This window comes from Pseudomonas chlororaphis (assembly GCF_001921865.1).
Taxonomy (GTDB): domain Bacteria; phylum Pseudomonadota; class Gammaproteobacteria; order Pseudomonadales; family Pseudomonadaceae; genus Aquipseudomonas; species Aquipseudomonas chlororaphis_D.
Map to the genome: position 1 here is coordinate 107,859 of NZ_MSCT01000021.1, position 24,882 is coordinate 132,740.

Sequence of the window (24,882 nt, forward strand, 5' to 3'; positions counted from 1 at the left end):
GCAGCGGCTCAATGGAGCCCACAAGGAGTCCGCATCATGCGTGTCGCGCTCTATCAATGCCCACCCTTGCCGCTGGACGTCGCCGGCAATCTGCAACGCCTGCAGAAGATCGCCGTGGAAGCCTCGGACGCCGACCTGCTGGTGCTGCCGGAGATGTTCCTCAGCGGCTACAACATCGGCGTGGAGGCGGTCGGCGCCCTGGCCGAAGCCCAGGACGGCCCATCGGCGCAATACATCGCCAACGTCGCGCAGTCGACGGGCATGGCCATTCTCTATGGCTACCCGGAACGCGCCGGCGACGGCCAGATCTACAACGCCGTGCAACTGATCGACAGCCACGGCCAGCGCCTGTGCAACTACCGCAAGACCCACCTGTTCGGCGATCTCGACCACTCGATGTTCAGCGCCGGCGCCGGCGATTTCCCTCTGGTGGAACTCAACGGCTGGACGCTCGGTTTCCTGATCTGCTACGACATCGAGTTCCCGGAGAACGCCAGGCGCCTGGCCCTTGCCGGGGCCGAGCTGATCCTGGTGCCGACGGCCAACATGATTCCCTACGACTTTGTCGCCGACGTGACGATTCGCGCCCGGGCCTTCGAGAACCAGTGCTACGTGGCCTATGCCAATTACTGCGGCCACGAAGACGACATCCACTATTGCGGCCAGAGCAGCATCGCCGCCCCCGACGGCCAGCGAATCGCCCAGGCCGGGCTGGACGAAGCGCTGATCAGCGGCGCTCTGGACCGTCAACTGATGCTCGATTCGCGGGCGGCCAACCGCTATTTCCATGACCGTCGCCCAGAGCTGTACGACGACCTGAACAAGCGCTGATCCGGGGTTATCCGCTAGCATGGGCGCTTCCCTGTCCTGGAAGTGCCCATGCCCGCGCTGAACCACCTGCTCCCTCTTCGGGAAACCCTGGCCAACGGCCTGCGGATTTCCCTGCACCACGATCCCCGACTGAAGCGCTGCGCGGCGGCCCTGCGAGTGTCTGCCGGCAGCCACGACGTACCGCTGGCCTGGCCGGGCCTGGCGCACTTTCTCGAACACCTGCTGTTTCTCGGCACCGAACGCTTTCCCGCGCCGCAGGGCCTGATGGCCTATGTACAGCGCCACGGCGGCCAGGTGAACGCCAGTACCGGCGAACGCCACACCGACTTTTTCTTCGAGCTGGCCCCTGTGGATTTCGCCGCCGGGCTGGAGCGCCTGGCCGACATGCTCGCTCATCCGCGCATGAGCCAGGACGATCAACTGCGCGAGCGCGAAGTGCTGCACGCGGAGTTCATCGCCTGGTCGCGGGATACCACCGCGCAACAGCAGTTCGCCCTGCTCGGCGGCGTTGCCGCGGAGCATCCGCTGCGGGCGTTCCACGCCGGCAATCGCTACAGCCTCAACGTACCGCGCCCGGCGTTCCAGCAAGCGCTGAAGGCCTTCCACGTGGCGTACTACCAGAGCGGGCAAATGACCCTGAGCCTGGCCGGCCCGCAGCCGCTGGACGAGCTGCAGACCCTGGCCCAAGGCTTTAGCGCGGCCCTCCACGCCGCCAAAGCGCAACCGCAAGGCACGCCCACGCCCTTGCTCGCTTCCCCGCAACGTCATTATCAGCACCTCCACGGGCGCCGGCTGAACCTGCTGTTCGCCTGCGAGCAATTGCCCGGGGCGGCGCGCGAGGCCATGGATTTTCTCTGCACCTGGGCCGCCTCCGGCAAACCCGGCGGGCTGCTTGCCGCGCTTGAAGAAAGCGGGCTGGTCGAAGGATTGAAAGCCTCTCCGCTGTACCAGTTCGCCGGCCAGGCGCTGCTGCATATCCAGTTCGACCTGAGCCCGCGGGGTGCAGAGCAACTGGAGCAGGTTCGCGAGTTGCTCTTCGACTGGCTGGGCTTTTTCAGCCGCCAGGACGACTGGCCCGCATTGCGCGAGGAGTATGCCCTGCTGCAACGGCGCAAGCGCCAGGTCGCCGGCGCGCTGGAACTGGCCCGACTGAACAACGAGCAGCTGGAACCGCAGTTGTCCGAGCAAGGCGTCATCGCCCTCAAGGCCCTGCTGTCGCAACTGTGCCCCCCGCCGGCCAAGGCCAGCGGCGTCGACTGGCAACTGCCCGCGCCCAACCCCTTCCTGCGCAGCTCGGCGCCAGCGGCCCGGGCCGGTTTGATCCGCGGGCAAACCAGCGCCCACCGCGGCCTGCGAACCTTTGCCCAGGACCGCTTGCGCCAGCGACGCGAATCGTCGGGCATGACCTTCAGCCCAGCCATCGCCGAGGATGCCGGCGAGGCCGCCCTGTACTTGCGCTGGCAATTGCCGGGCGGGTTATCGCAGGACCTGCGCAGCCGCCTGCAAAACCATCTGCGCAACCTGCGGGATGACGGCCTTCAGGCGGGCGTCGAACTGTCCTTGGGAGTCGCGGGCAACCAGTGCCTGCTGACGCTGAAGGGGCACCCCGAGCCCATCCCGGCCATGCTCCAGCAGGCACTGCTGGAACTGGGCAAGCCCGGCGCGAAGTTCTGGCTAGCGCCGCAACCTGGCGTTGCCGCGCCGCTGATGCCGATCCGGCAATTGCTCCAGGAGCTACCCGAGCGCTGCCTGGGTCAATCGGCGCTGCTGGAGACCCAACCGACTGACGAGCACAGCTGGCAAACGTTATGGAGCAATGCCCGCTGGGATGGCCTGGCCTTGGGCCTGGGCCAGGCCCAAAGCGCGATCGGCGCGGCCTTGAGCAAAGCCCCGGGCACTGCCGACAGCCAGCTCTCGGCGCCAGCCTCGATCGCCGTACAGCAGCATTGGCATGAGATCGCCACCGGCGCCGGCGAGCAAGCCTTGCTGCTGTTTTGCCCGGCTCTCGACGCCACGCTGGCGCAGGAGGCCTGTTGGCGGTTGCTCGGGCAACTTGGCCAGACGCCGTTCTACCAGCGCCTGCGGGTCGAGCTGCAACTGGGGTATGCGGTGTTCAGCGGCGTCCGGCAGGTCAATGGCCAGACCGGGCTGCTGTTCGGCGTGCAATCGCCCAGCGCCTCGTTGAGCGAGATCCTCGAACATATCCGCGCCTTCCTTGCACGCCTGCCCGAATGGCTCGGTGCGCTGGACGACGCCTCTCTGGACGCTCTGAAATGCAACCTGGCCGCTCAGTTCGTCGCCCCCGCGTTGCCCGTGGCGCAACTGGCCGAGCTGCTCTGGCACGCCAGGTTGGCCGGCCACCCGTCGGATTACCTGGAACAATTGCAACAGGAAATTATGGCGACGAGCCGGCAACAGCTGTTGCTCGCGACCACGCACTTGCAGCAAGCGCAAGGCGGTTGGCGCTGCCTGGCCAACGGCGCGGGTCCTGGCCAGCCCTGGCGAGCAACAAAATGATCGTTACCCACGCTGCAACGAGCTTTCTTCGACAATTGCGGTCATTCCCCGAAAGGAATTTAGTAAGATAGCCCCCTAAGCATCTGAACATCTCCGGCTGGAGGTGGACTATATGTATAGATCTCAACCGTCCCACCCACCTGAAGGAGTATCTCTATGACTTGGTCCAAACCCGCTTACACCGACCTGCGCATCGGCTTTGAAGTCACCATGTACTTCGCCAGCCGTTGATGGGTTGTGCGGTGCAACGCCTCGGCTCGCCGGGGCGTTTTTATTTTCAGCTTTGACCTGATGGAGCGGCCATGTTTGTCCAGATTCTAGGTTCCGCCGCTGGTGGCGGGTTTCCCCAGTGGAACTGCAACTGCGCCAACTGCGCGGGCTTTCGCGACGGCAGCCTGCGGGCCAACGCTCGCACCCAGTCGTCCATCGCGATTTCCGACGACGGCGTGAACTGGGTCCTGTGCAACGCCTCGCCGGACATCCGCGCCCAGCTCCAGAGCTTCGCCCCCATGCAGCCGGGCCGGGCCCTGCGCGACACCGGCATCAGCGCGATCATCCTGATGGACAGCCAGATCGACCACACCACCGGCCTGCTCAGCCTGCGCGAAGGCTGCCCGCATCAGGTCTGGTGCACCGACATGGTCCATGAAGACCTCAGCAGCGGTTTTCCGTTGTTCACCATGCTCACCCACTGGAACGGCGGGCTGAACTGGAACCGCATCGAACTCGATCGCAGCTTCGTCATTCCCGCCTGTCCGAACCTGCGTTTCAGCCCGCTGCCGCTGCGCAGCGCCGCGCCGCCCTATTCGCCGCACCGCTTCGATCCGCACCCCGGCGACAACATCGGCCTGATCGTCGAAGACCTGCGCACCGGCGGCAAGCTGTTCTACGCCCCGGGGCTGGGCAAGGTCGATGCGCCGCTGCTGGAGATCATGAGCGGCAGCGACTGCCTGCTGGTGGACGGCACCCTGTGGGAAGACGACGAGATGCAGCGGCGCGGCGTCGGTACCCGCACCGGGCGGGAAATGGGCCACCTGGCGCAGAATGGTCCCGGCGGCATGCTGGAAGTGCTGGAGCAGTTGCCGGAGCAGCGCAAGATTCTTATCCACATCAACAACACCAACCCGATCCTCGACGAGGACTCCGCCGAACGCGCGGAGCTGGCGCGGCGCAACGTTGAAGTGGCTTACGACGGCATGAGTATCGAGCTGTAATCGCCGGACCGCTTTGCGGTCCATCGCGAGCAAGCTCGCTTCTACAGAGGGTAGCGCTGTCCTGTAGGAGCGAGCGTGCTCGCGGCAGGCCAGACCAAACGACATCAATCCCGCGGCCGTTCCCCGGAGAACCGCAATGACTGACACAGCAATGTCCCCCGCCGAATTCGAGCAGGCCCTGCGGGCCAAGGGCGCCTACTACCACATCCACCATCCGTACCACGTGGCGATGTACGAAGGCCGGGCGACCCGCGAGCAGATCCAGGGCTGGGTCGCCAACCGCTTCTACTATCAGGTGAACATTCCGCTCAAGGACGCGGCGATTCTCGCCAACTGTCCGGATCGGGAGATCCGCCGCGAGTGGATCCAGCGCCTGCTGGACCACGACGGCGCGCCGGGCGAAGACGGCGGCATCGAGGCCTGGTTGCGCCTGGGGCAGGCGGTCGGTCTCGACCCGGATCAACTGCGCTCGCAAGAGCTGGTGTTGCCCGGCGTGCGTTTCGCCGTCGACGCCTACGTCAATTTCGCCCGCCGCGCCAGCTGGCAGGAAGCCGCCAGCAGCTCGCTGACCGAACTGTTCGCGCCGCAGATCCACCAGTCGCGCCTCGACAGCTGGCCGCAGCATTACCCCTGGATCGACCCGGCCGGCTACGAATATTTCCGCACCCGCCTGGGTCAGGCCCGACGCGATGTCGAGCATGGGCTGGCGATCACCCTGCAGCACTACACCACCCGTGCCGGGCAGGAACGCATGCTGGAAATTCTCCAGTTCAAACTGGACATCCTTTGGAGCATGCTCGACGCCATGAGCATGGCCTACGAACTCAATCGCCCGCCGTATCACAGCGTTACCGCACAACGGGTCTGGCATAAAGGAATCACCCTATGAGCTTCGATCGCAGCAAGACCCCGACCTGGCGTCCCGGCTACCGTTTCCAGTACGAACCGGCGCAGAAAGGCCATGTGCTGCTTTACCCTGAAGGCATGATCAAGCTCAACGAGAGCGCCGCGCTGATCGGCGGCCTGATCGACGGCGAACGGGATGTCGCGGCGATCATCCAGGCCCTGGAAATCCAGTTCCCCGGCGTGCCCGAACTCGGTGACGATATCGAGCAATTCATGGAGGTCGCCCGTGCCCAGCACTGGATCGAACTTGGCTGATTCGCCAGTGACGCTGCCGCCCAAGCCGGAAGTCGGCCTGCCGCTGTGGCTACTGGCCGAGCTGACCTACCGTTGCCCGTTGCAGTGCCCGTACTGCTCCAACCCGCTGGATTTCGCCGAGCAAGGCAAGGAGCTGAGTACCGAGCAATGGCTCAAGGTGTTTCGCGAAGCCCGGGAAATGGGCGCCGCGCAACTGGGCTTTTCCGGCGGCGAACCGCTGGTGCGCCAAGACCTTGCCGAGCTGATCGGCGAGGCCCGCAAATTGGGGTTCTACACCAACCTGATCACCTCCGGCATCGGCCTCACCGAGCAGAAAATCAGTGACTTCAAGAAAGCCGGGCTGGACCATATCCAGATCAGCTTCCAGGCCAGCGACGAGCAGGTGAACAACCTGTTGGCCGGCTCGAAAAAGGCCTTCGCGCAAAAGCTGGAAATGGCCCGGGCGGTGAAAGCCCACGGCTACCCGATGGTGCTGAACTTCGTCACCCACCGGCACAACATCGATCGGATCGACCGCATCATCGAACTGTGCATCGCCCTGGAAGCCGACTTCGTCGAACTCGCCACGTGCCAGTTCTACGGCTGGGCCCAGCTCAACCGCGTCGGCCTGCTGCCGACCCGGGAACAATTAGTGCGCGCCGAACGCATCACCAACGAATACCGCGCCCGCCTGGAAGCCGAAGGGCATCCGTGCAAACTGATTTTCGTCACCCCGGACTACTACGAGGAGCGCCCGAAAGCCTGCATGAACGGCTGGGGCAGCCTCTTCCTCACGGTCACGCCGGACGGCACCGCCCTGCCTTGCCATGGCGCCCGGCAACTGCCCGTGCAGTTTCCCAATGTGCGCGACCACAGCATGCAACACATCTGGTACGACTCCTTCGGCTTCAACCGCTTCCGCGGCTACGACTGGATGCCCGAGCCGTGCCGCTCCTGCGACGAAAAGGAGAAGGACTTCGGCGGCTGCCGCTGCCAGGCCTTCATGCTGACGGGCGATGCCAGCAATGCCGATCCGGTGTGCGGCAAGTCGCCCCAACACGACGTGATCCTCAAGGCGCGCGAAGAAGCCGAGCACGCCACCCAGACCATCGAGCAACTGGCCTTCCGTAATGAACGAAACTCACGCCTCATCGCCAAAGGCTGAAGCCTTCAGCGCCGCCCGGGCCGTGGCCGCCGGCATCGATTTCGCCGAGCTGCGGCTCGGCGCCAGCGGCCTGTTCTGGAACGAATATCGCCCCGAAGATGGCGCCTGCCGCCTCTGGCACTGGCGCGATAACCAGGCCCGCTGCCTGACACCGCAGGGCTTCAGCGTGCGTAGCCGGGTCTACGAATACGGCGGCGGGGCCTTTTGCCTGGGCGACGACGGCGTGGTGTTCGTCAACGAGACGGACCAGCAGCTCTACCGGCAGTCGCTGCAAGGCGAGACGCCAGTCGCCCTGACCTCGGGCGAATGCCGTTTTGGCGACCTGCAGTTCGCCGCAGGGCAGGTACTGGCGGTGGAAGAACACAACGACCGGCATCGCCTGGTGGCCATCGATGCCGGTAACGGCAAGCGCCAGTTGTTGGCCGAAGGGGCGGACTTTTATGCCGCGCCCACCCTGAGTCCGGACGGCCAGCGTCTGGCCTGGATCGAATGGGATCGCCCGCATCAGCCCTGGACCTCGACGCGCCTGATGCTCGCCGAGCGCCTGGCTGACGGCCGTTGGGACGATCCGCGCTGCGTGGCCGGCGACGGCGCGCAAGAATCGCTGCAACAACCACGCTTCGACGAGTCCGGTCGCCTCTACTGCCTGACCGACCGCGGCGGCTATTGGCAACCCTGGGGCGAAACCCAGGATAGCCTGCAAGCGCTGCCCTGCGCCGCCGCCGATCATGCGCCGGCGCCCTGGCAATTGGGCGGCTGCACCTGGCTGCCGCTGGGTGGCGACAGCTGGCTGGGCAGTTGGACGCAAGACGGCTTTGGCCGCCTGGGGCTGCAAGCCAAGGGTTCGCAACAGGACTTCAGCGGCAACTACAGCCGCTTCCGCAACCTGGCGCTGGACGAGCGGTTTATCTACGCCATCGCCGCCTCGCCGATCAGCCCCTCCGCGGTGATCGCCATCGAGCGCCGCTCGCAGCAGGTCAGCGTCCTGGCGGGCGGCGTGGCGCCCCTGCCGCCGGAGCGGATCAGCCATCCACAAACCTTGCGTTACCCCAGTGGCCAGGGCGAGGCCCACGGCTTTTTCTACCCGGCCATGGGTGACACCGAGCGACCGCCCCTGGTGGTGTTCATCCACGGCGGCCCGACCTCGGCCTGTTATCCGATCCTCGACCCGCGCATCCAGTACTGGGCGCAACGGGGGTTCGCCGTGGCCGACCTGAACTACCGCGGCAGCAGCGGTTACGGCCGCGAGTACCGGCAAGCGCTGCACCTGAGCTGGGGCGAAGTGGATGTGCAAGACGCCTGCGCAGTGGTCGCCTACCTGGCCCGACAGGGCCTGGTCGACGGCGAACGGGCGTTCATTCGCGGCGGCAGCGCCGGCGGCTACACCACCCTCTGCGCGTTGGCTTTTGCCGATGTGTTCCGCGCAGGAGCCAGCCTCTATGGCGTCAGCGACCCGGTCGCCCTGGCACGAGCCACCCACAAATTCGAAGGCGACTACCTAGACTGGCTGATCGGCGATCCGGAACAGGACGCCGAACGTTACCGGGCCCGCACCCCGCTGCTGCACGCCGGCAATATCCGCGTGCCGGTGATTTTCTTCCAGGGCGAGCTCGATGCCGTGGTGGTGCCCCAGCAAACCCGGGACATGCTCAAGGCATTGCGGGACAAGGGTATTGCGGCCCAAGCACACTACTACCCGGACGAACGCCACGGTTTTCGCAAGGCGGCCAACCAGGCCCACGCGCTGGAACAGGAATGGTTGTTTTATCGACAGGTGATGGAGCAGGAGAACTGAAAAGAGCGTCGCTCAATCAGTTCGTGACGCGAGGATCGCGAGCCACAACCACTGGCTCGCGAAACGGTTTGAGGAGTCAGCGCTTGGCGATGATGTACACCGCGTGCACGATACCCGGGATGTAGCCGCACAGGGTCAGCAGGATATTCAGCCAGAACGCGCCGCCGAACCCCACTTGCAGGAACACTCCCAATGGCGGCAACAGAATGGCGATGATGATGCGGATAAAGTCCATGGGGCAGCTCCTGATAGAAGTCGACTCATACGAGCCTCACCCTTAATCGACCCATGCCGCTCGGCAGGGTTCAGTCGGTTCTGGCCAAGGGCCAGTTTTCCCCTCAAACCGATGCCTCGAACCCCAGGCAAAAAAACGCCCCGTGCGAAAGATCAGGCACGGGGCGATGCGTTATACCGCGAGACGGTTCTGGAATGCTGTCCCTGGATAAAGTCAGATTTGCAACGAAACCCACACAGCCGTTAAACCACCAACCCCTTGCGGCATTGCAGTTGGGTGGTGCGCACGCGTGCGAAAGCGCGTGCCAGGCGCAGCAGCATTTCATCGATATTGGCCTTGCTCACCGTCAGCGCCGGGGTAAACCGCAGGCAGTCCGCTTGCGGCGCGAGCAATAACAAGCCTTCGTAGCGGGCCGCGCTCACCACGGCTTCGGCCGAATCGTCGGCCAGGCTCAGCCCCCAGAACAGTCCTTGCCCACGCAATGCCCCCTGGGCATAACGGTTAGCCAGACGCGCCAAACCCTCCCGCAAATACTGCCCGCTGTCGCGCACCTGCTCGAGAAAACCCGTGTCCAGCACGCTCTCGAGCACCGCCAGACCCGCCGCGGTCATCAACGCATTGCCATGGTGGGTGCCGCCCAATTCGCCTTCCTCGAAGCAGCACGCGCCGCCACGTGCCAGCAGGGCCGCCAGCGGCACACCGCCGCCGAGCCCTTTGCCCAGAACAACGATATCGGCGCGTACGCCATAACCCTGTTCGGCCAGCAACGTGCCGCAACGGCCGATACCGGTCTGCACTTCGTCGAGGATCAAGAGAATGCCCAACTCGCGACACAGGCGCTCGACACCCTTGAGGTAGTGCTCGGTCGCCGGAATCACCCCGGCCTCGCCCTGGATCGGTTCGAGCATGATCGCCACGGTCTGCGCGTCTACCGCGGCATGCAAAGCCGGCAAGTCGTTGAAGGGAACATGACTGAAGCCCGGCAGTTGCGGCTCGAAGCGGTTGGCGATGTTGCTGCTCGCCGAGGCCGACATGGCCGCGAAACTACGTCCATGACAGCTGCCGCTGGCGGTGATGATCTTCGCGGCCCCGCCGCGGTGCAGTTGGCCCCACTTGCGGGCCAGCTTGATCGCGGCCTCGCAGGCTTCGCTGCCGCTGCCCAACAGGTACGCCTGGTCGCTGCCAGTGCTGCGGCACAAACGCTCGCTCAGGTTGAGCAGGCCGCGGTTGTAAAAACCCGCGCCGGGATTGATCAGCGATTGCGCCTGGGCGGTCAGCGCCTTGACCACTGCCGAGGGACTATGGCCAAGGCTGTTGGCAGCGTTGCCCTGGACGAAATCGAGGTAGGCGCGGTCGTCCGCATCCCACAGCCACGAACCCTGGCCACGCACAAACACCGGATGGGGCCGCTGGACGCTGGGCATCAGACACTCGCTGGAAAGGTGGTCGCCCAGAGGCGACAGGCAGGGCTCGGACACCAGGTCATCGAGGCTCGGTTGAGAGCGACGCAGGCTGAACAGGTTCATGCGCTCAAACCCTCCAGTGGCAGCCCGAGCAGACGCGAGGACCAATCTTCGACCAAGCCGGTACGCATGCGCTTGATCGCGATGTCGCGCCAGCGCGACGCCAATGCCGGGCAATCCACCAGTTTCTTCAAACCCGCATGTTCCAGAGGCTCTCGATAAAAACAGCGCAGGGCCCAGGCCACGGTCAAGCCCGGGTAGCTGCGTTGGATCAGCTCGAACGGTTGATCGGCGCTGACGAAGCCGGGCTTGAGCACTCGGTAGAACCAGCCGCAGCGGCCATTGTTCTGCGCCTGCTGAGGCAGGTCGGGAAGGCCCCATCGATGACTCAGGCGATAGCAGGGCGAACGCGGCTGGCTGACCTGTAGCAGCGCGCCGCCCCAGCGAAACATATCGCCCAGGCACACCTGGTCTTCGGTAAGGCCGTGGGTAGAGAGGTTTTCGCCAAAGGCCGGGGCGCACCAGTCGATCTGTGGATAACGCTTGCGCCAGTGGCTGTAGTGCTCGGCGGGGTAATGGTGCAACGCCCGCTCCGGGCCGGTATGAAAACGCGGGTCGCCGTGTTCGTCGCTGCCCAGCCCCTGCGGCCATAACCAGAGCCGATTGGCAACTGGACGTTTGTCGGTATCGCTGATCAAACCTTGGCCGATATTTTTTGCCTTGCCTATGTAAACACCATCCACGTAAACGGTATTCATTGCACCCTATGGCCCTGTAAGCCCTGTGAATAGGGGTTAGACTAGGCCTGCACGGCCTGGCGGGCCATTTCGATTTTCCAGCTTTTTCGATAAGCAGGGCTTATGGATTTTAAACAACTGCGCTATTTCGTCGCGGTGTATGAAGAAGGCCACGTGGGACGCGCCGCCGAGCGCCTGTCGATCTCCCAACCCGCGCTCTCGCAGCAAATCCGTCAGCTCGAACAGAACCTCGACGTCAGCCTGTTCGAGCGCAGCAGCAAACGCCTGTTGCCGACCCTGGCGGCCCATACCTTGTACAACCACGCCCTGCCTTTGCTCGACGGCATGCAACGGGCTCGCGAAGCGCTGGGTAACTTCAAAGGGCAGGCCCTGCGCACGCTGGCGATCGGCGTACTGCAGACCGTACATAGCAGCCTGGTGCCGCAGATGCTCGAACGGGTGCGCAAGGCCCAGCCCCATCTGGTGGTACAGATTTACGAACTGACCGGCCTGGAAATCGAACGACGCCTGCTCAACGGCGCGCTGGATATCGGTATCAGCTATCTCCCCCCGGGCCAGCCGGGGTTGCATGGCGTACAGCTCTACGAAGACGAGTTGACCCTGGTGATCCCCGCCGGGCATCCCTTGCGCGAGTTCAAGAAAGTTTCCATGAGCCAGGCGGCGGAGTTGCCCATGCTGCTGCTGGGCGAGGAGTTTCAGATCCGCCAGATCTGGCAGGCGCAACTGGCCAGCCTCGGACGCCGGCCGCAGGTACAGGCGGAGTTGAACAATATGGCGGGGATTCTCGACAGCTTGCCGCACACTCGCCTGGCGACGGTCTTGCCAGGGCGTTCGCGCCAGAGCCACAGCCACCCGGACCTGCTCTGGAAGCCGCTGAGCGAATCGAGAGTGCCGTTGAAAGTGGGGCTGGTGTGCCGTGACGTACAGCGTCAGCAGGCAACATTAGCGCTGCTGCGAACCCTGCTGGAAGAAGAAATGAGCGGCCCGGACGGGCGGATGACCAGTCCGACAACGCTGGAAGGCCTAAGCTGATAAAAACGCGGGCAAAAGAAAACCCCGCCGAAGCGGGGCTTTGCAGACTGTTTCCCTGACATCCTTTTCACTCCACCATCCTGGCGGAATCCTACGTGTCCGTGTTGTTGCTTTGCGCTTCCTGCGCGACGTCCATGTGAAGTAGATTAGCTCTGGATCCAATCTGCCGATAGGGGCGATTAGCAGCACGTCATGTAAGAGAATGCTTACATAATCAGAACTGCGCCGCCTCCAGCAGGAACAATGATTCGCTACCCGCCTTCACCGACGCGCTCAGCGAGTGGATACGCGGCAGCAGGCGGGCGAAGTAGAAGCGTGCGGTACCCAGTTTGCTGGCGTAGAAATCGTCTTGCGCCTCCTTGCCCAAGGCAGCTTTGGCCATCAACGCCCACATGTAGGCGTACGCGGTGTAACCAAACGCTTGCAGATATTCCACCGACGCGGCGCCGATTTCGTTCGGGTTGGCCTTGGCCCGATCCAGCAACCACGCCGTCAGTTCGTCGAGATTATCCAGAGCCTCGTTCAGCGGCTGGGTGAACTCGCCCAGATCGGCGCTGGCGGTCGCGGCGAAATGGCGGATCTCGTCGGCGAACAGCTTGTAGAACGCCCCGCCGCTGCCGACGACCTTGCGCCCGACCAGGTCCAGCGCCTGGATGCCGTTGGTGCCTTCATAGATCTGGGTAATGCGCACATCGCGTACCAGTTGCTCCTGGCCCCACTCGCGGATATAGCCGTGGCCACCGAAAATCTGCTGGCCGTGAATCGTGGTTTCCAAGCCCAGATCGGTCAGGAAAGCCTTGGCCACCGGCGTCAGCAGGGCGACCAGATCTTCCGCGCGCTTACGCACGGCAGCATCTTCGCTGAACTTGGCGGTATCCAGCTGCATGGCCACGTAGGTGGAGAAGGCACGGCCGCCTTCGTTCGCGGCTTTCATGGTCAGCAGCATGCGCCGTACGTCCGGGTGGACGATGATCGGGTCGGCGACCTTGTCTTTAGCTTGCGGCCCGGTCGGTGCACGGCTTTGCAGGCGATCGCGGGCGTATTCCACAGCGTTCTGATAGGAACGCTCGCCCGAGGCCAGCCCCTGGATACCGACGCCCAGACGCTCGTAGTTCATCATGGTGAACATCGCCGCCAGGCCCTTGTTCGGTTCGCCGACGATGTAGCCGACAGCCTCGTCGAAGTTCATCACGCAGGTAGCGGACGCCTGGATCCCCATCTTGTGCTCGATCGACCCACAGTTCGCCGGGTTGCGCGCGCCCAGGCTGCCATCGGCATTGACCAGGAACTTCGGCACCAGGAACAGCGAAATGCCTTTCGGACCCGCCGGCGCGTCCGGCAGCTTGGCCAGCACCAGGTGGATGATGTTCTCGGTCAGGTCGTGTTCGCCGCCGGTGATGAATATCTTGGTCCCGCTGACCTTGTAGGAACCATCGGCCTGCGGTTCGGCCTTGGTGCGGATAATGCCCAGGTCGGTGCCGGCGTGCGGCTCGGTCAGGCACATGGAGCCAGCCCAGACACCCGCGTACATGTTCGGCAGGTAGGCCGCCTTCAGCTCTTCGCTGGCATGGGCGTTGATCGACAGGCAGGCCCCGGCGGTCAGCATCGGATACAGGCCGAACGACAGGCTGGCCGAGTTGACCATTTCTTCGACCTGCGCCGACACCGCCTTGGGCATGCCCATGCCGCCGTAGGCAGGATCGCCGCCCACGCCTACCCAACCGCCCTCGGCATAGGTTTTATAAGCCTGCGGAAAACCTGCCGGCGTGGTGACTGCGCCAGCGCTCCAGTGGCAGCCTTCTTCGTCGGCGCCGCGGCTTAGCGGGGCGATCGTTTTCCCGGTGACTTTACCGGCTTCTTCAAGAATCGCTTCGACGGTTTCAGCGTCGACAGTGTCCGCCAAGGCAGGCAGTTCGGCCCAGAGTCTGGCGACCTCGAACACTTCATTGAGGACGAAGCGCATATCGCGCAGGGGCGCTTTGTAGTCAGCCATGGCAAACCTCACAAGATCTAAACAGGTGGGCTCGAACGGCCCTATTTACGAAAGCTCGAGTGTAACCGAACAACTTTTAAGACACATAGGGTCAACACATGACTTTATTGTTAATTTTGGTCACCGACGATAATCGCGAGCAAGCGTGTTCCTGCAGCCTTCTGCAGGAGCACGCTTGCTCGCGATAAACGACGGCCCGTATCAGAGCGCAAACAGCTGCGCCGGCAACTTCATCAGGCAGTCGCTACCTGCCTCGATCGCCGCCCGATGGGCAGCCGTGCGCGGCAGCAGGCGCTTGAAGTAGAACTCGCAGGTCGCCAGCTTGGCCTGGCAATAATCGGCATCGCCCTCTCCGTTATCGAGCTGGGCCTGGGCCACCAGCGCCATGCGCAACCACAGGTAGGCAAGGACGATGTAGCCGCTGTACATCAGGTAATCCAGCGCCGCGGCGCCGACCTCGTCGGGATTCTTCAGCGCCGCCATGCCCACCTGGGTGGTCAGCGTGCCCCATTCCTGGTTAAGCCCGTTGAGCTGCGCCACATAAGCCTTGAGCTGAGGATGGTCGGCATTGGCCGCGCAGAACCTGTGGACGATCTTGGTAAAACCCATCAGCAACTTGCCCTGGCTACCGAGCACCTTGCGCCCCAGCAGGTCCAGGGCCTGGATGCCGTTGGTACCTTCATAGATCGGGGCGATGCGACAGTCGCGCACCAGTTGCTCCATGCCCCACTCACGGATGAAGCCATGGCCGCCAAACACCTGCATGCCGTGGTTGGTCACCTCTAGCCCGGTTTCGGTCATGAAGGCCTTGCAGATCGGTGTCAGGAAAGCCAACAGGTTCTCGGCGTCCTGACGCTGGTCTTCATCGGCAGACAGGTGCGCCATATCCAGTAACTGTGCGGTGAAGTACGTCAGGGCGCGGTTGCCTTCGTTGAAGGCCTTCATGGTCAACAGCATGCGCCGTACATCGGGGTGGACGATGATCGGATCGGCGGCCTTGTCCGCTGCCTTCGGCCCGGTCAGAGAGCGCATTTGCAAGCGGTCGTTGGCGTATCTGATTGCCCCCTGGAAGCTTGCCTCGCCCAGGCACAAGCCCTGCATCCCGGTGCCGAGGCGCGCGTGGTTCATCATGGTGAACATGCAGTTCAGGCCCTTGTTGGCCTCGCCGATCAGGAAGCCCCTGGCGCCATCGAAATTCAGCACGCAGGTGGCCGAGGCCTTGATCCCCATCTTGTGTTCGATGGAGCCGCAGCTCACGCCATTGCGCTCCCCCGCCTCGCCTTGGGCATCGGGCAGGAACTTGGGCACGATAAACAGCGAAATGCCCTTGGTCCCTGCTGGCGCGTCCGGCAGCTTGGCCAGCACCAGGTGAATGATGTTCGCGCTCATGTCGTGTTCGCCGGCCGAGATGAAAATCTTGCTGCCGGAGATCTCATAGCTGCCATCGGCCTGGGGTACAGCACGGGTCTTGATAAGGCCCAGGTCGGTGCCGCAATGGGCTTCGGTCAGGCACATGGTGCCGGTCCATTGGCCGACGGTGAGTTTGCTCAGGTAGGTCTGCTTCTGTTCCGCGCTGCCGTGGGCATGAATCGCCGACATCGCGCCGTGGGTCAGGCCCGGGTACATGCCCCAGGAGGTGTTGCTGGAGCCGACCATCTCGCTGATCACCAACCCCAGCGAATGCGGCAGGCCCTGGCCGCCGTAGCTCGGGTCCGCCGCCAGGCCATGCCAGCCGCCCTCGACATACTGGGCAAACGCCTGCTTGAAACCCTTCGGCGTGGTGACCACGCCATTGTCGAAGTGACAGCCCTCTTCATCGCCGGAACGGTTCAGCGGCGCCAACACGTTCTCGCAGAACCTGGCCCCTTCTTCGAGGATCGCGGCAACCATGTCCGGGCTGGCGTCGTTGGCCCCTAGGGCGGCATAGCGGGTGTGGAAATCGAAGACGTGGTCGATCAGAAAGCGCATGTCGCGCAGGGGAGCTTTGTACTCGGGCATGGTCGTTTCTCCGGCGGCAGATCGACCCAACCTACTGCCGCTCCCAAGACCTGCCAATCACAGTCCAAACGCTGAATGCGCCGTCATCACTCAACCCGCGGCGGCATCCATGCGCACCGCGCCACGGCGGTTCTGGCCGAAAGCCATGACGCAGTTACGCCCCGCGCCCTTGGCGCTGTACAGCGCCTGGTCGGCGGATTTGAGCACTTCTTCCGGCGAGCGGTGCTCCACCTGCCGCTCGGCGACACCGATACTGACGGTCACCGATACGCTGGAAGCCGCAACCACGCCGCGGCGCTGGCGCCCCTGCTGGTCGTCCTGGGGGCGGTTCTCCTGATTGCGCAACTGGATGTTGTAGTTGGCGATAGTCTCGCGGATGACCTCCAGGTGCGGCATGCATTCCTCCAGCGTCTTGCCGGCGAACACCACCGCGAACTCCTCGCCGCCATAACGATAGGCACGGCCGCCGCCGGTGACTTTCGACAGTTTACTGGCCACCAGGCGCAGCACCTGGTCGCCGACATCGTGACCGTGGGTGTCGTTGAATTTCTTGAAGTGGTCGACGTCGCTCATCGCCAGCACGTAGTTGCGCCCCAGCCGCTGCATGCGTTCGTTCAGCGCCCGACGCCCCGGCAAGCCGGTCAGCTCATCGCGAAAGGCCATCTGGTACGCCTCATGGGCAACAGCCGACGCGATCATCAACATCACCTGGCTGCACATGATGTTCAGGGTGAACGGCAGGATGAAGGTCTTGGGCAGCATCCAGAACAACCCCAACAGCCCCACCAACTGCGCCGCATGCAACGGACGCGGGTTGCGCCAATACTGGATCGTCAGCAACAGGAAGGCGGCGAAAAACACCGGGTACGACAACTGGATCAGGCTCATCCAGGCTCCGTGCAGCGCTGGCCAGCGGATTTCCGCCAGCCAATTCAGCAGCGCCTGGGGATAACTCTGCTCGAGCCCCAGCGCCACACTGCCAAAGGCGAGCAAGACAGCGAAGCGCGCCACCATGTCCTGGAACAGGTGGGTACGCTCCTGCCAGGCCGCGAACAGACCGAACAGCAGCGGCAGCAACAGGCAGACCAGATGAAACACCACGGCAGCGTCTTCGCGCACCTTGCCGTTGTCGCGGTAGTAGTCGGTCTGGGTATCGAGCAGGAAATAGGCGATGTACACCGTGACCATCAGGAACAGCTCGCGCTGGCGCCGGTACACCGCGCAATAAGCCCCGCCGAGCAGCAGCACCAGGGTCGGCAAGACATTGAACAGCGAGGTGAAGAAGACGTTGAGATCCTTGACGTAGGCAGCCGCGAGCCCCGCAAGCAAGAGTAACAATGACGGTAGAAAATGACTGAAACGTACAGCGGAAGAACGCGGCAAGGGTAAAGCTCCGACGCGGCTAAACAGTAGATAGCACTATGCCTTCAGCCGGCATAGTAAAACAGGAAGAATGTGACACGTGTCACATTGCCACTTCTGTAACGGCAGGGAGCAAATTCTCTTAACGTTTTAGTCGGATTAATTTTCAGATTCATCTCGCGCACAAAAAAGCCGCTTCTCCCGAAGGAGAAGCGGCTTCTGCAACGACGCCGGAAGTGCTTAGTAAGCCAGGCCGAAATCGTCTTCTTTCATGTCCATCAGGTTGTTGGCACCCGAGAGCATGGTTGCAACGTGAGTGCGCGTACGCGGCAGGATGCGCTGGAAGTAGAAGCGCGCAGTCTGCAGCTTGGCGGTGTAGAACGCCTCTTCGGTGGTGCCGGCAGCCAGCTTCTCGGCAGCCAGGCGAGCCATGTCGGCCCAGAAGTAAGCCAGGCAGGCATAACCGGAGTACATCAGGTAGTCCACGGACGCGGCGCCAACCTCTTCACGGTCTTTCATGGCCGCCATACCGACCTTCATGGTCAGCTCGCCCCATTCCTTGTTCAACGCAGCCAGCGGTGCGACGAATTCTTTGACGGCATCGTTGCCTTCGTTGCTCTGGCAGAACTTGTGGACGATCTTGGTGAAGCCTTTCAGGGCTTCGCCTTGAGTCATCAGCACTTTACGGCCCAGCAGGTCCAGGGCCTGGATACCGGTGGTGCCTTCGTACAGCATGGAAATACGGCTGTCGCGAACGTTCTGCTCCATGCCCCACTCGGCGATGAAGCCGTGGCCGCCGTAGATCTGTACGCCGTGGTTGGCGGACTCGAAGCCGACTTCGGTCATGAAGGCCTTGGCGATCGGCGTCATGAAGGCCAGCAGCGCGTCGGCTTTCTTCTTCTCTTCTTCGTCCACGCCGTACTTGACGATATCGACCTGCTTGGCGGTGAAGTAGACCATCGCGCGGTTGCCTTCGGCGAAAGCCTTCATGGTCAACAGCATGCGACGTACGTCAGGGTGCACGATGATCGGGTCAGCGGCCTTGTCCGGCGCTTTCGGGCCAGTCAGGGAACGCATTTGCAGGCGATCGCGAGCGTATTTCAGGCCACCCTGGAAACCGATTTCGGCGTGGGCCAGGCCTTGCAGCGCGGTCCCCAGGCGAGCGGTGTTCATGAAGGTGAACATGCAGTTCAGGCCTTTGTTCGCCGGGCCGATCAGGAAACCGGTGGCCGCGTCGAAGTTCATCACGCAGGTGGCGTTACCGTGGATACCCATCTTGTGTTCCAGGGAACCGCAGCTCACTGCGTTGCGCTGGCCAACAGTGCCGTCGGCGTTCGGCAGGAACTTCGGCACGATGAACAGCGAGATGCCTTTGGTACCGGCCGGTGCATCCGGCAGGCGAGCCAGAACGATGTGGACGATGTTGTCGGCCATGTCGTGTTCACCGGCCGAGATGAAGATCTTGGTGCCAGTGACTTTGTAGGAACCGTCGGCCTGAGGTTCGGCCTTGGTACGTAGCATGCCCAAGTCGGTGCCGCAGTGCGGTTCGGTCAGGCACATGGTGCCGGTCCACTCGCCGGATACCAGCTTGGTCAGGTAAGCCTCTTGCTGCTCGGGGGTGCCGTGCTCGGAGATGGTGTTCATCGCGCCATGGGACAGGCCTGGGTACATGCCCCACGACCAGTTGGCTTCGCCGACCATTTCGCTGACCGCAAGACCCAGGGATTCCGGCAGGCCTTGACCGCCGTGCTCGACGTCGTGCGCCAGGCTTGGCCAGCCGCCTTCGACGAATTGCTTGTAGGCCTCTTTGAAGCCAGTCGGGGTCTTAACGCCGGACTCGCTCCAGGTGCAGCCTTCCAGGTCGCCCACGCGGTTCAGAGGGGCCAGTACCTGCTCACAAAACTTCGCGCCTTCCTCGAGGATGGCGTCGACCATGTCTGGAGTAGCGTCCTGGCAAGCCGGCAGGCTCTGATAGTGCGCTTCATAACCGAGCAGCTCGTCACGAACGAAGCGAATATCACGCAAGGGGGCCTTGTAGTCAGGCATAGCGATAAACCTCTGCTGATGTAACCGGGAATGAACGACCGCGTCGATTTATTGTGGCGGTCAAACAGTTGTTTGAAACATACGTTTACGCCCAAATCTTGTCAAGCACCACGCAAACACCGTTCGTCATCGATCCTCTGCAAGCCTTGCGCGCAAAGGCCCGCAGCGAATGCCGCGAAAGATCCGGGAGCAAAATAGAGTGTAGGAGCTGGCGGGCCAGCAAGGAGGGGGATGGCGCCGTATCGAGGGAATCTTGCGCAGGTCACCGCGCTCGCAAAAGGAGCGCGGCTACCGAAGGGAGATCAAGCGTAGGTGTCGATCAGCGTACCGAGCACTTCATCGGCGGCCTTGGCGACTTTCACGCCCAGCTCCGCCTGAACCTTGCCCATGGACATCTCGGCCATGCTGCTGGCCAGGTCCGATTGCTGGCTGCGATCGACCGAGCGCAGGCGTTCGGCCTGAACCTCGGAAGACTGGCTGGTGACGGAACGTTCGATGGTCGTACTGGCGATCTGGCCGGCAGCCTGATCGACGCGGTTCTGCCCGGCCTGCACCGTACTCAGGCCGGCGTAGAAAGCGGTATTCCCGGTAATTTCCATGGGAGAACTCGACCCTGAAAAGAATGGACGGCGTCCATTGAAGCAGACGCGTCAAAAAAAGACCCGTCAAAAACACTAATGGCACAGTGCCTGACCATAGGCAAAATCTAGTCAAGCAAGTCCAGTTGCAGATGTTCGGCCACCGCTTCGGCACTGAGCGCCTTGAGTCTTGGGACCCGGCCCAGGCACGGCGCGGGCAGGCGCTCGGCCAGCGTGGCGAGGTTCTCCTCGAGCCGCGCAGTCTTGGGTTCGATGATATTGGCCACCCAGCCGGCCAGCTGCAAACCGTCCTGGGCGATGGCCTCGGCCGTCAGCAGGGCATGGTTGATACAGCCCAGGCGCACGCCCACCACCAGAATCACCGGCAGATCCAGGGCCATGGCCAGGTCGGACAGATTGTCCTGGCCAGCCAGCGGCACACGCCAGCCGCCCGCGCCTTCGACCAGGGTAAAGTCCGCGCCCTTGGCCAGCAGCTGACGCATGGGGGTCAGCAAGCTCTGCACGGTCAACACCACGCCGGCCTCGCGGGCCGCCAGATGAGGGGCGATGGCCGGCTCGAAGGCCAGTGGATTGACTTCATCGTAGGTCAACGGCAACGAGCACTCGGCCAACAAGGCCAGTGCATCGGCATTGCGCAGCCCCTTGGGCGTCAAGTCGCACCCCGAAGCCACCGGTTTCCCGGCGGCGGTGCTCAGCCCCGAAAGCCGCGCCGTATGCAATAACCCGGCGGCAATCGTGGTTTTGCCGACATCGGTGTCTGTTCCGGTGATGAAATAGGCTCGGTTCATAGCGGCTTCTCCAGTACGGCGTAGACCACCTGATAGGTCGCCGGCAGCCCCTGAGTCTGACGAAACTGTTCATAGGCGTCGATCAGGCCCTTGATCCGCGCCCGCCCCGTCAGCCCGCCAGGCCGGCCGGGGTTGAGGTTGTGCGCGCCCAGGGCCTTGAGCTCATGGGTCAGGCTGCGCACGTCCGGGTAGTGCAGCACATGCGGGCGACTTTCCAGGCTCAGCACGCGCAAACCGCTTGCCGCGCACAGCTGTTGATAAGTGCCGAACTCGCGAAAGCGGTTCACATGCACCATACCGTCGACCTGACGCCAGCTGTCGCGCAACTCGTACAGCGTACCGACGCACAGGCTGGCGAAAGCCAGCACGCCGCCCGGTTTCAGCACCCGCTGCGCCTCGCTGAGGACCGAACGAAAATCCGCGCACCACTGTACCGCCAGGCTGGAAAAAATCAGCTCGCAACTCTGCCCCTGCAACGGCAGGCGCTCGGCGTCGCCGGCAATGAAGTGCTGCGCTCCGCCCAATGGGCGGGCATGTTCGAGCATGCCTTCGGCGATATCCAGCGCCAGCCCTTCGCTGGCCAGAAACCGCTCGCTCAACAGACGACTGAAATAACCGGTGCCGCAGCCCATGTCCAGCCAGCGACCAGGCTCGCGACCCGGCGGCAGGCGGCTCAACAACTCGTTGCCGACATCGCGTTGCAGTTGCGCCACGCTGTCGTAACTCGACGCGGCACGGGAAAAGGAGGCTGCGACCTGGCGCTTGTCGGGCAAGTTGCCGGGCAGTTGGGGAAGGGACAGATCAGTCATCACCGGACTCATGCAAAAAAGCCTGGATCGCCCCAGCCACTCCGTGGGGGTCCTCCAGAAGAAACGCGTGACTGGCCTGTTCGATCAGACCAACTTCGACATCGGGCAACAGCGCCAGCAACTCGCCCGCGGCTTCGGCCGGTACCAGGCCGTCGAGCCCGGCGAACAGATGCAACTGCGGGCCACGAAATGCCTGCAAGGCCGCGCGGGTGTCCAACTGCGCCAACAACTCCAGGCCAGCCATCAGCACCGGGCCCGAGGTGTGCGGCGCGCCGCCCGATAGCAAGCGCGACAGGCCGCGCGGATCGCCAGAGCCCTGGGCGCACAGCAGGCCGAAACGCTTGAGGGTGGTGCGCGGGTCGGCGTCGCAGCCGGCCAGAAACCCGTCGAAGGTCTCCTCCGGCATCGCGCTCGACCATTGGGCATGGGCCACGAAGCTGGGGTTGCTGGCCAGGGTCAGCAGCCCGCAGCAGCGCTCGCCGCGCCGCGCCGCCAGCTCGGAAGCCAGCATCCCGCCCAGCGACCAGCCGCCGAGCCAGGCATGCTCCGGCACGCTGGCGTCCAGTTCGGCGAGCCATTCGTTCAGGTCGCGGGACTCCAGCGCCGGCAACGGCTCGATCTCCACCCGCAGGTGCTCGTCCAGCCCTTGCAGCGCCGCCGCCAAGGGCTCCAGCGGCGATACGCCGAGGCCCCAACCGGGCAACAGAATCAGTCGATCACGCATGGCTTGGCTCCGGCCCCAATTCGCTAAAACACTGCGCCAATGCATTCAACAATAGCTGCACCTGAGCCTCGCTGTGGGCCGCGGACAGGGTCACCCGCAAGCGAGCGCTCCCAGCAGGCACGGTGGGCGGGCGGATCGCGGTGACCATCAGGCCGCGCTCGCGCAGCATCTGCGACAAGCGAATCGCCCGTGCGCTGTCGCCGATCAGGATCGGCTGGATCGGCGTGAAACTGTCCATCAGCGTCAGGCCGATCTGCTCGGCGCCCTGGCGGAACTGGCGGATCAGTGTCTGCAAGTGCTCGCGCCGCCAATGCTCGCTGCGCAGCAGCTCCAGGCTTTTCAGGGTGGCGCAGGCCAAGGCCGGCGGCTGGCTGGTGGTGTAGATATAAGGACGGGCGAACTGCACCAGGCTTTCGATCAGCTCTTCGCTGCCGGCGACAAAAGCGCCAGCGGTGCCGAACGCCTTGCCGAGAGTCCCGACCAGTACCGGCACATCCTCCTGGCTCAAGCCGAAGTGCTCGACGATACCGCCACCGTTGGCCCCCAACGGCCCAAAGCCATGGGCGTCGTCGACCATCAGCCAAGCGCCCCTGGCGCGGGTTTCACGGGCCAGCGCCGGCAGGTCGGCGAGGTCGCCGTCCATGCTGAACACCCCGTCGGTGACCACCAGGGTATTGCCCGTGGCTTTCTCCAGGCGCTTGGCCAGGCTATCGGCGTCGTTATGCAGATAGCGGTTGAAACGCGCGCCGGAGAGCAGGCCGGCATCCAGCAGCGAGGCGTGATTGAGACGGTCCTCCAGCACCGTATCGCCCTGCCCCACCAACGCGGTGACCGCACCGAGGTTGGCCATGTAGCCGGTGGTGAACAGCAACGCGCGCGGACGGCCGGTGAGATCGGCCAGGGCCTCTTCCAGTTCATGGTGCGGCGTGCTGTGGCCGATCACCAGATGCGAAGCGCCGCCGCCCACACCCCAACGGGATGCGCCAGCGCGCCAGGCTTCGATCACTTGCGGGTGATTGGCCAGGCCCAGGTAATCGTTGTTGCAGAACGCCAGCAATGGCTGGCCGTCGACCACCACTTGCGGCCCTTGCGGGCTTTCCAGCAGCGGGCGCTGGCGATAGAGATTTTCGGCGCGACGGGCAGCGAGACGCGCGGCGAGATCGAAAGACATGCAGGCCTCGCAGGCAAGAAAAAAACATCATCCGTGTAGGAGCGAGGCTGGCCGCCAAGGGTTCACCGCGTGAGCCAAGAACACAGAGGTGCCTGGATCGCGGGTAATCGAGCGTCGACCGGCCTCTCCTACAGAGGAAGCAGAGTCAGACAGCGGCGTTGTAGAACTGCTCGCTGCTCTTCTGCTCCACCAGCGCCTGCTCGATGGCCGCCTGATGCACCTCGTCGGCGTGCTCTTCGCGGGCTTCGGGCTGGATACCCAGGCGCGCGAACAGTTGCATGTCCTTGTCGGCCTGCGGGTTGGCAGTGGTCAGCAGTTTGTCGCCGTAGAAAATCGAGTTGGCGCCGGCGAAGAACGCCAGGGCCTGCATCTGCTCGTTCATCGCCTCGCGGCCGGCGGACAGGCGCACATGGGATTGCGGCATCAGGATGCGGGCCACCGCGAGCATGCGGATAAAGTCGAACGGGTCGACGTTGTCGGCGTTTTCCAGCGGGGTGCCGGCGACTTTCACCAGCATGTTGATCGGCACCGACTCCGGGTGCTCCGGCAGGTTGGCCAGTTGGATCAGCAGGCCGGCGCGGTCATCAAGGGACTCGCCCATGCCGAGGATGCCGCCGGAGCAGATCTTCATCCCGGCATCGCGCACGTAGGCCAGGGTCTGCAAGCGCTCGCCGTAGGTGCGGGTGGTGATGATGTTGCCGTAGAACTCCGGCGAGGTGTCGAGGTTGTGGTTGTAGTAGTCCAGGCCGGCCTTGGCCAGCGCTTCGGTCTGGTCCTGATCCAGGCGGCCGAGGGTCATGCAGGTTTCCAGGCCCATGGCCTTCACCCCTTTGACCATTTCCAGCACGTAGGGCATGTCTTTGGCCGACGGATGCTTCCACGCCGCGCCCATGCAGAAGCGGGTCGAACCGATGGCCTTGGCGCGCGCGGCCTCCTCGAGGACCTTCTGCACTTCCATCAGCTTTTCTTTTTCCAGGCCGGTGTTGTAGTGGCCGGACTGCGGACAATATTTGCAATCTTCCGGGCAGGCGCCGGTCTTGATCGACAACAGGGTGGAAACCTGGACGCGGTTGGCGTCGAAATGCGCGCGGTGCACGGTCTGCGCCTGGAACAGCAAGTCATTGAACGGCTGGACGAACAGGGCTTTGACTTCAGCCAAAGTCCAGTCATGACGCAGAGTGGCGGTGGTGCTGGCGCTCATGGGCGGTTCCTTGATTATGCTTGGCAGGCTGGCGTGGGAAG

At 63.6% G+C, this 24,882-nt stretch carries 22 protein-coding genes; 9 read left to right on the plus strand and 13 right to left on the minus strand.

Translation table 11 applies throughout. From position 1 onward, the window contains the following. Positions 1–36 precede the first annotated feature (36 nt). The 8 genes from BTN82_RS27090 (at position 37) to BTN82_RS27125 (ending at position 8,662) form a co-directional block, all read left to right on the plus strand. Positions 37–831 (plus strand): carbon-nitrogen hydrolase family protein, encoded by a 795-nt coding sequence (locus BTN82_RS27090; RefSeq protein ID WP_075122098.1) that lies wholly within the window; start codon positions 37–39, stop codon positions 829–831. Between the two features lie 48 nt (positions 832–879). Beyond that, positions 880–3,348: a pyrroloquinoline quinone biosynthesis protein PqqF gene (gene pqqF / locus BTN82_RS27095; protein ID WP_075122099.1), complete on the plus strand. Its 2,469-nt coding sequence runs from the start codon at positions 880–882 to the stop codon at positions 3,346–3,348. A gap of 156 nt (positions 3,349–3,504) precedes the next feature. Beyond that, positions 3,505–3,579 (plus strand): pyrroloquinoline quinone precursor peptide PqqA, encoded by a 75-nt coding sequence (gene pqqA / locus BTN82_RS27100; RefSeq protein WP_003194766.1) that lies wholly within the window; start codon positions 3,505–3,507, stop codon positions 3,577–3,579. Between the two features lie 71 nt (positions 3,580–3,650). After that, entirely contained in the window at positions 3,651–4,562 is a 912-nt protein-coding gene (gene pqqB / locus BTN82_RS27105) for a pyrroloquinoline quinone biosynthesis protein PqqB (protein ID WP_075122100.1), read from the plus strand. Between the two features lie 136 nt (positions 4,563–4,698). Further along, positions 4,699–5,451, plus strand: coding sequence for a pyrroloquinoline-quinone synthase PqqC (gene pqqC / locus BTN82_RS27110; protein ID WP_016704071.1), 753 nt, complete (start codon positions 4,699–4,701; stop codon positions 5,449–5,451). Beyond that, positions 5,448–5,723 carry a pyrroloquinoline quinone biosynthesis peptide chaperone PqqD gene (gene pqqD / locus BTN82_RS27115; RefSeq protein ID WP_075122101.1) on the plus strand — a complete coding sequence of 92 codons (276 nt, stop codon included), beginning with the start codon at positions 5,448–5,450 and terminating at the stop codon, positions 5,721–5,723. The genes pqqC and pqqD overlap by 4 nt, the downstream gene beginning before the upstream one ends. Before the next feature lie 7 nt (positions 5,724–5,730). After that, on the plus strand, positions 5,731–6,867 hold the full coding sequence (gene pqqE / locus BTN82_RS27120; protein ID WP_186828460.1) for a pyrroloquinoline quinone biosynthesis protein PqqE: 1,137 nt from the start codon (positions 5,731–5,733) through the stop codon (positions 6,865–6,867). Beyond that, positions 6,833–8,662, plus strand: a complete 1,830-nt coding sequence (locus tag BTN82_RS27125) for a S9 family peptidase (protein ID WP_075122103.1) — start codon at positions 6,833–6,835, stop codon at positions 8,660–8,662. The genes pqqE and BTN82_RS27125 overlap by 35 nt, the downstream gene beginning before the upstream one ends. A 76-nt stretch (positions 8,663–8,738) precedes the next feature. Here the strand turns inward: BTN82_RS27125 and BTN82_RS27130 are convergent, their stop codons facing one another. The 3 genes from BTN82_RS27130 to BTN82_RS27140 all read right to left on the minus strand — a co-directional run bounded on the left by BTN82_RS27130 (position 8,739) and on the right by BTN82_RS27140 (position 11,118). After that, positions 8,739–8,897, minus strand: a complete 159-nt coding sequence (locus BTN82_RS27130; RefSeq protein ID WP_003228885.1) for a YqaE/Pmp3 family membrane protein — start codon at positions 8,895–8,897, stop codon at positions 8,739–8,741. Positions 8,898–9,139: 242 nt separating this feature from the next. Further along, positions 9,140–10,423: an aspartate aminotransferase family protein gene (locus BTN82_RS27135; protein ID WP_075122104.1), complete on the minus strand. Its 1,284-nt coding sequence runs from the start codon at positions 10,421–10,423 to the stop codon at positions 9,140–9,142. Next, positions 10,420–11,118 carry an MOSC domain-containing protein gene (locus tag BTN82_RS27140; RefSeq protein ID WP_075122105.1) on the minus strand — a complete coding sequence of 233 codons (699 nt, stop codon included), beginning with the start codon at positions 11,116–11,118 and terminating at the stop codon, positions 10,420–10,422. Before BTN82_RS27140 ends, BTN82_RS27135 begins: the two co-directional genes overlap by 4 nt. A gap of 102 nt (positions 11,119–11,220) precedes the next feature. On the opposite strand from BTN82_RS27140, the gene BTN82_RS27145 reads away from it, so the two are divergent. After that, positions 11,221–12,150 carry a LysR family transcriptional regulator gene (locus BTN82_RS27145; RefSeq protein WP_075122106.1) on the plus strand — a complete coding sequence of 310 codons (930 nt, stop codon included), beginning with the start codon at positions 11,221–11,223 and terminating at the stop codon, positions 12,148–12,150. A 214-nt stretch (positions 12,151–12,364) separates the two neighbouring features. On the opposite strand, the gene BTN82_RS27150 is transcribed toward BTN82_RS27145, so the two are convergent. The 10 genes from BTN82_RS27150 to bioB form a co-directional block, all read right to left on the minus strand. Further along, entirely contained in the window at positions 12,365–14,143 is a 1,779-nt protein-coding gene (locus BTN82_RS27150; RefSeq protein WP_075122107.1) for an acyl-CoA dehydrogenase C-terminal domain-containing protein, read from the minus strand. Positions 14,144–14,344: 201 nt separating this feature from the next. Continuing rightward, a complete protein-coding gene (locus tag BTN82_RS27155; protein WP_075122108.1) occupies positions 14,345–16,141 on the minus strand; it encodes an acyl-CoA dehydrogenase C-terminal domain-containing protein in 1,797 nt (598 codons plus the stop codon). A gap of 90 nt (positions 16,142–16,231) precedes the next feature. Continuing rightward, positions 16,232–17,524, minus strand: a complete 1,293-nt coding sequence (locus BTN82_RS27160; protein WP_075122109.1) for a GGDEF domain-containing protein — start codon at positions 17,522–17,524, stop codon at positions 16,232–16,234. Positions 17,525–17,743: 219 nt separating this feature from the next. Beyond that, complete coding sequence (locus BTN82_RS27165; protein WP_075122110.1) at positions 17,744–19,549, minus strand: phenylacyl-CoA dehydrogenase; 1,806 nt, start codon at positions 19,547–19,549, stop codon at positions 17,744–17,746. Positions 19,550–19,851: 302 nt separating this feature from the next. After that, the gene (locus BTN82_RS27170; protein WP_075122111.1) at positions 19,852–20,148 is read right to left on the minus strand and encodes a pyrroloquinoline quinone biosynthesis protein PqqE; all 297 of its coding nucleotides are present in this window, start codon (positions 20,146–20,148) and stop codon (positions 19,852–19,854) included. A 107-nt stretch (positions 20,149–20,255) separates the two neighbouring features. Continuing rightward, complete coding sequence (gene bioD / locus BTN82_RS27175; protein WP_075122112.1) at positions 20,256–20,936, minus strand: dethiobiotin synthase; 681 nt, start codon at positions 20,934–20,936, stop codon at positions 20,256–20,258. Continuing rightward, a complete protein-coding gene (gene bioC / locus BTN82_RS27180; protein ID WP_075122113.1) occupies positions 20,933–21,745 on the minus strand; it encodes a malonyl-ACP O-methyltransferase BioC in 813 nt (270 codons plus the stop codon). Before bioC ends, bioD begins: the two co-directional genes overlap by 4 nt. Beyond that, a complete protein-coding gene (locus BTN82_RS27185; RefSeq protein ID WP_075122114.1) occupies positions 21,738–22,469 on the minus strand; it encodes an alpha/beta fold hydrolase in 732 nt (243 codons plus the stop codon). Before BTN82_RS27185 ends, bioC begins: the two co-directional genes overlap by 8 nt. Beyond that, positions 22,462–23,640, minus strand: coding sequence for an 8-amino-7-oxononanoate synthase (gene bioF / locus BTN82_RS27190; protein WP_075122115.1), 1,179 nt, complete (start codon positions 23,638–23,640; stop codon positions 22,462–22,464). Before bioF ends, BTN82_RS27185 begins: the two co-directional genes overlap by 8 nt. A gap of 145 nt (positions 23,641–23,785) precedes the next feature. Beyond that, complete coding sequence (gene bioB / locus BTN82_RS27195) at positions 23,786–24,841, minus strand: biotin synthase BioB (RefSeq protein WP_075122116.1); 1,056 nt, start codon at positions 24,839–24,841, stop codon at positions 23,786–23,788. Positions 24,842–24,882 lie beyond the last annotated feature (41 nt).

Coding starts and splice junctions, on each gene's coding strand:
- BTN82_RS27090 (WP_075122098.1), top strand. CDS start 37: ATGCGTGTCGCGCTCTATCAATGCCCACCCTTGCCGCTGGACGTCGCC.
- pqqF (WP_075122099.1), top strand. CDS start 880: ATGCCCGCGCTGAACCACCTGCTCCCTCTTCGGGAAACCCTGGCCAAC.
- pqqB (WP_075122100.1), top strand. CDS start 3,651: ATGTTTGTCCAGATTCTAGGTTCCGCCGCTGGTGGCGGGTTTCCCCAG.
- pqqC (WP_016704071.1), top strand. CDS start 4,699: ATGACTGACACAGCAATGTCCCCCGCCGAATTCGAGCAGGCCCTGCGG.
- pqqD (WP_075122101.1), top strand. CDS start 5,448: ATGAGCTTCGATCGCAGCAAGACCCCGACCTGGCGTCCCGGCTACCGT.
- BTN82_RS27125 (WP_075122103.1), top strand. CDS start 6,833: ATGAACGAAACTCACGCCTCATCGCCAAAGGCTGAAGCCTTCAGCGCC.
- BTN82_RS27130 (WP_003228885.1), bottom strand. CDS start 8,897: ATGGACTTTATCCGCATCATCATCGCCATTCTGTTGCCGCCATTGGGA.
- BTN82_RS27135 (WP_075122104.1), bottom strand. CDS start 10,423: ATGAACCTGTTCAGCCTGCGTCGCTCTCAACCGAGCCTCGATGACCTG.
- BTN82_RS27140 (WP_075122105.1), bottom strand. CDS start 11,118: ATGAATACCGTTTACGTGGATGGTGTTTACATAGGCAAGGCAAAAAAT.
- BTN82_RS27145 (WP_075122106.1), top strand. CDS start 11,221: ATGGATTTTAAACAACTGCGCTATTTCGTCGCGGTGTATGAAGAAGGC.
- BTN82_RS27150 (WP_075122107.1), bottom strand. CDS start 14,143: ATGGCTGACTACAAAGCGCCCCTGCGCGATATGCGCTTCGTCCTCAAT.
- BTN82_RS27155 (WP_075122108.1), bottom strand. CDS start 16,141: ATGCCCGAGTACAAAGCTCCCCTGCGCGACATGCGCTTTCTGATCGAC.
- BTN82_RS27165 (WP_075122110.1), bottom strand. CDS start 19,549: ATGCCTGACTACAAGGCCCCCTTGCGTGATATTCGCTTCGTTCGTGAC.
- BTN82_RS27170 (WP_075122111.1), bottom strand. CDS start 20,148: ATGGAAATTACCGGGAATACCGCTTTCTACGCCGGCCTGAGTACGGTG.
- bioD (WP_075122112.1), bottom strand. CDS start 20,936: ATGAACCGAGCCTATTTCATCACCGGAACAGACACCGATGTCGGCAAA.
- bioC (WP_075122113.1), bottom strand. CDS start 21,745: ATGACTGATCTGTCCCTTCCCCAACTGCCCGGCAACTTGCCCGACAAG.
- BTN82_RS27185 (WP_075122114.1), bottom strand. CDS start 22,469: ATGCGTGATCGACTGATTCTGTTGCCCGGTTGGGGCCTCGGCGTATCG.
- bioF (WP_075122115.1), bottom strand. CDS start 23,640: ATGTCTTTCGATCTCGCCGCGCGTCTCGCTGCCCGTCGCGCCGAAAAT.
- bioB (WP_075122116.1), bottom strand. CDS start 24,841: ATGAGCGCCAGCACCACCGCCACTCTGCGTCATGACTGGACTTTGGCT.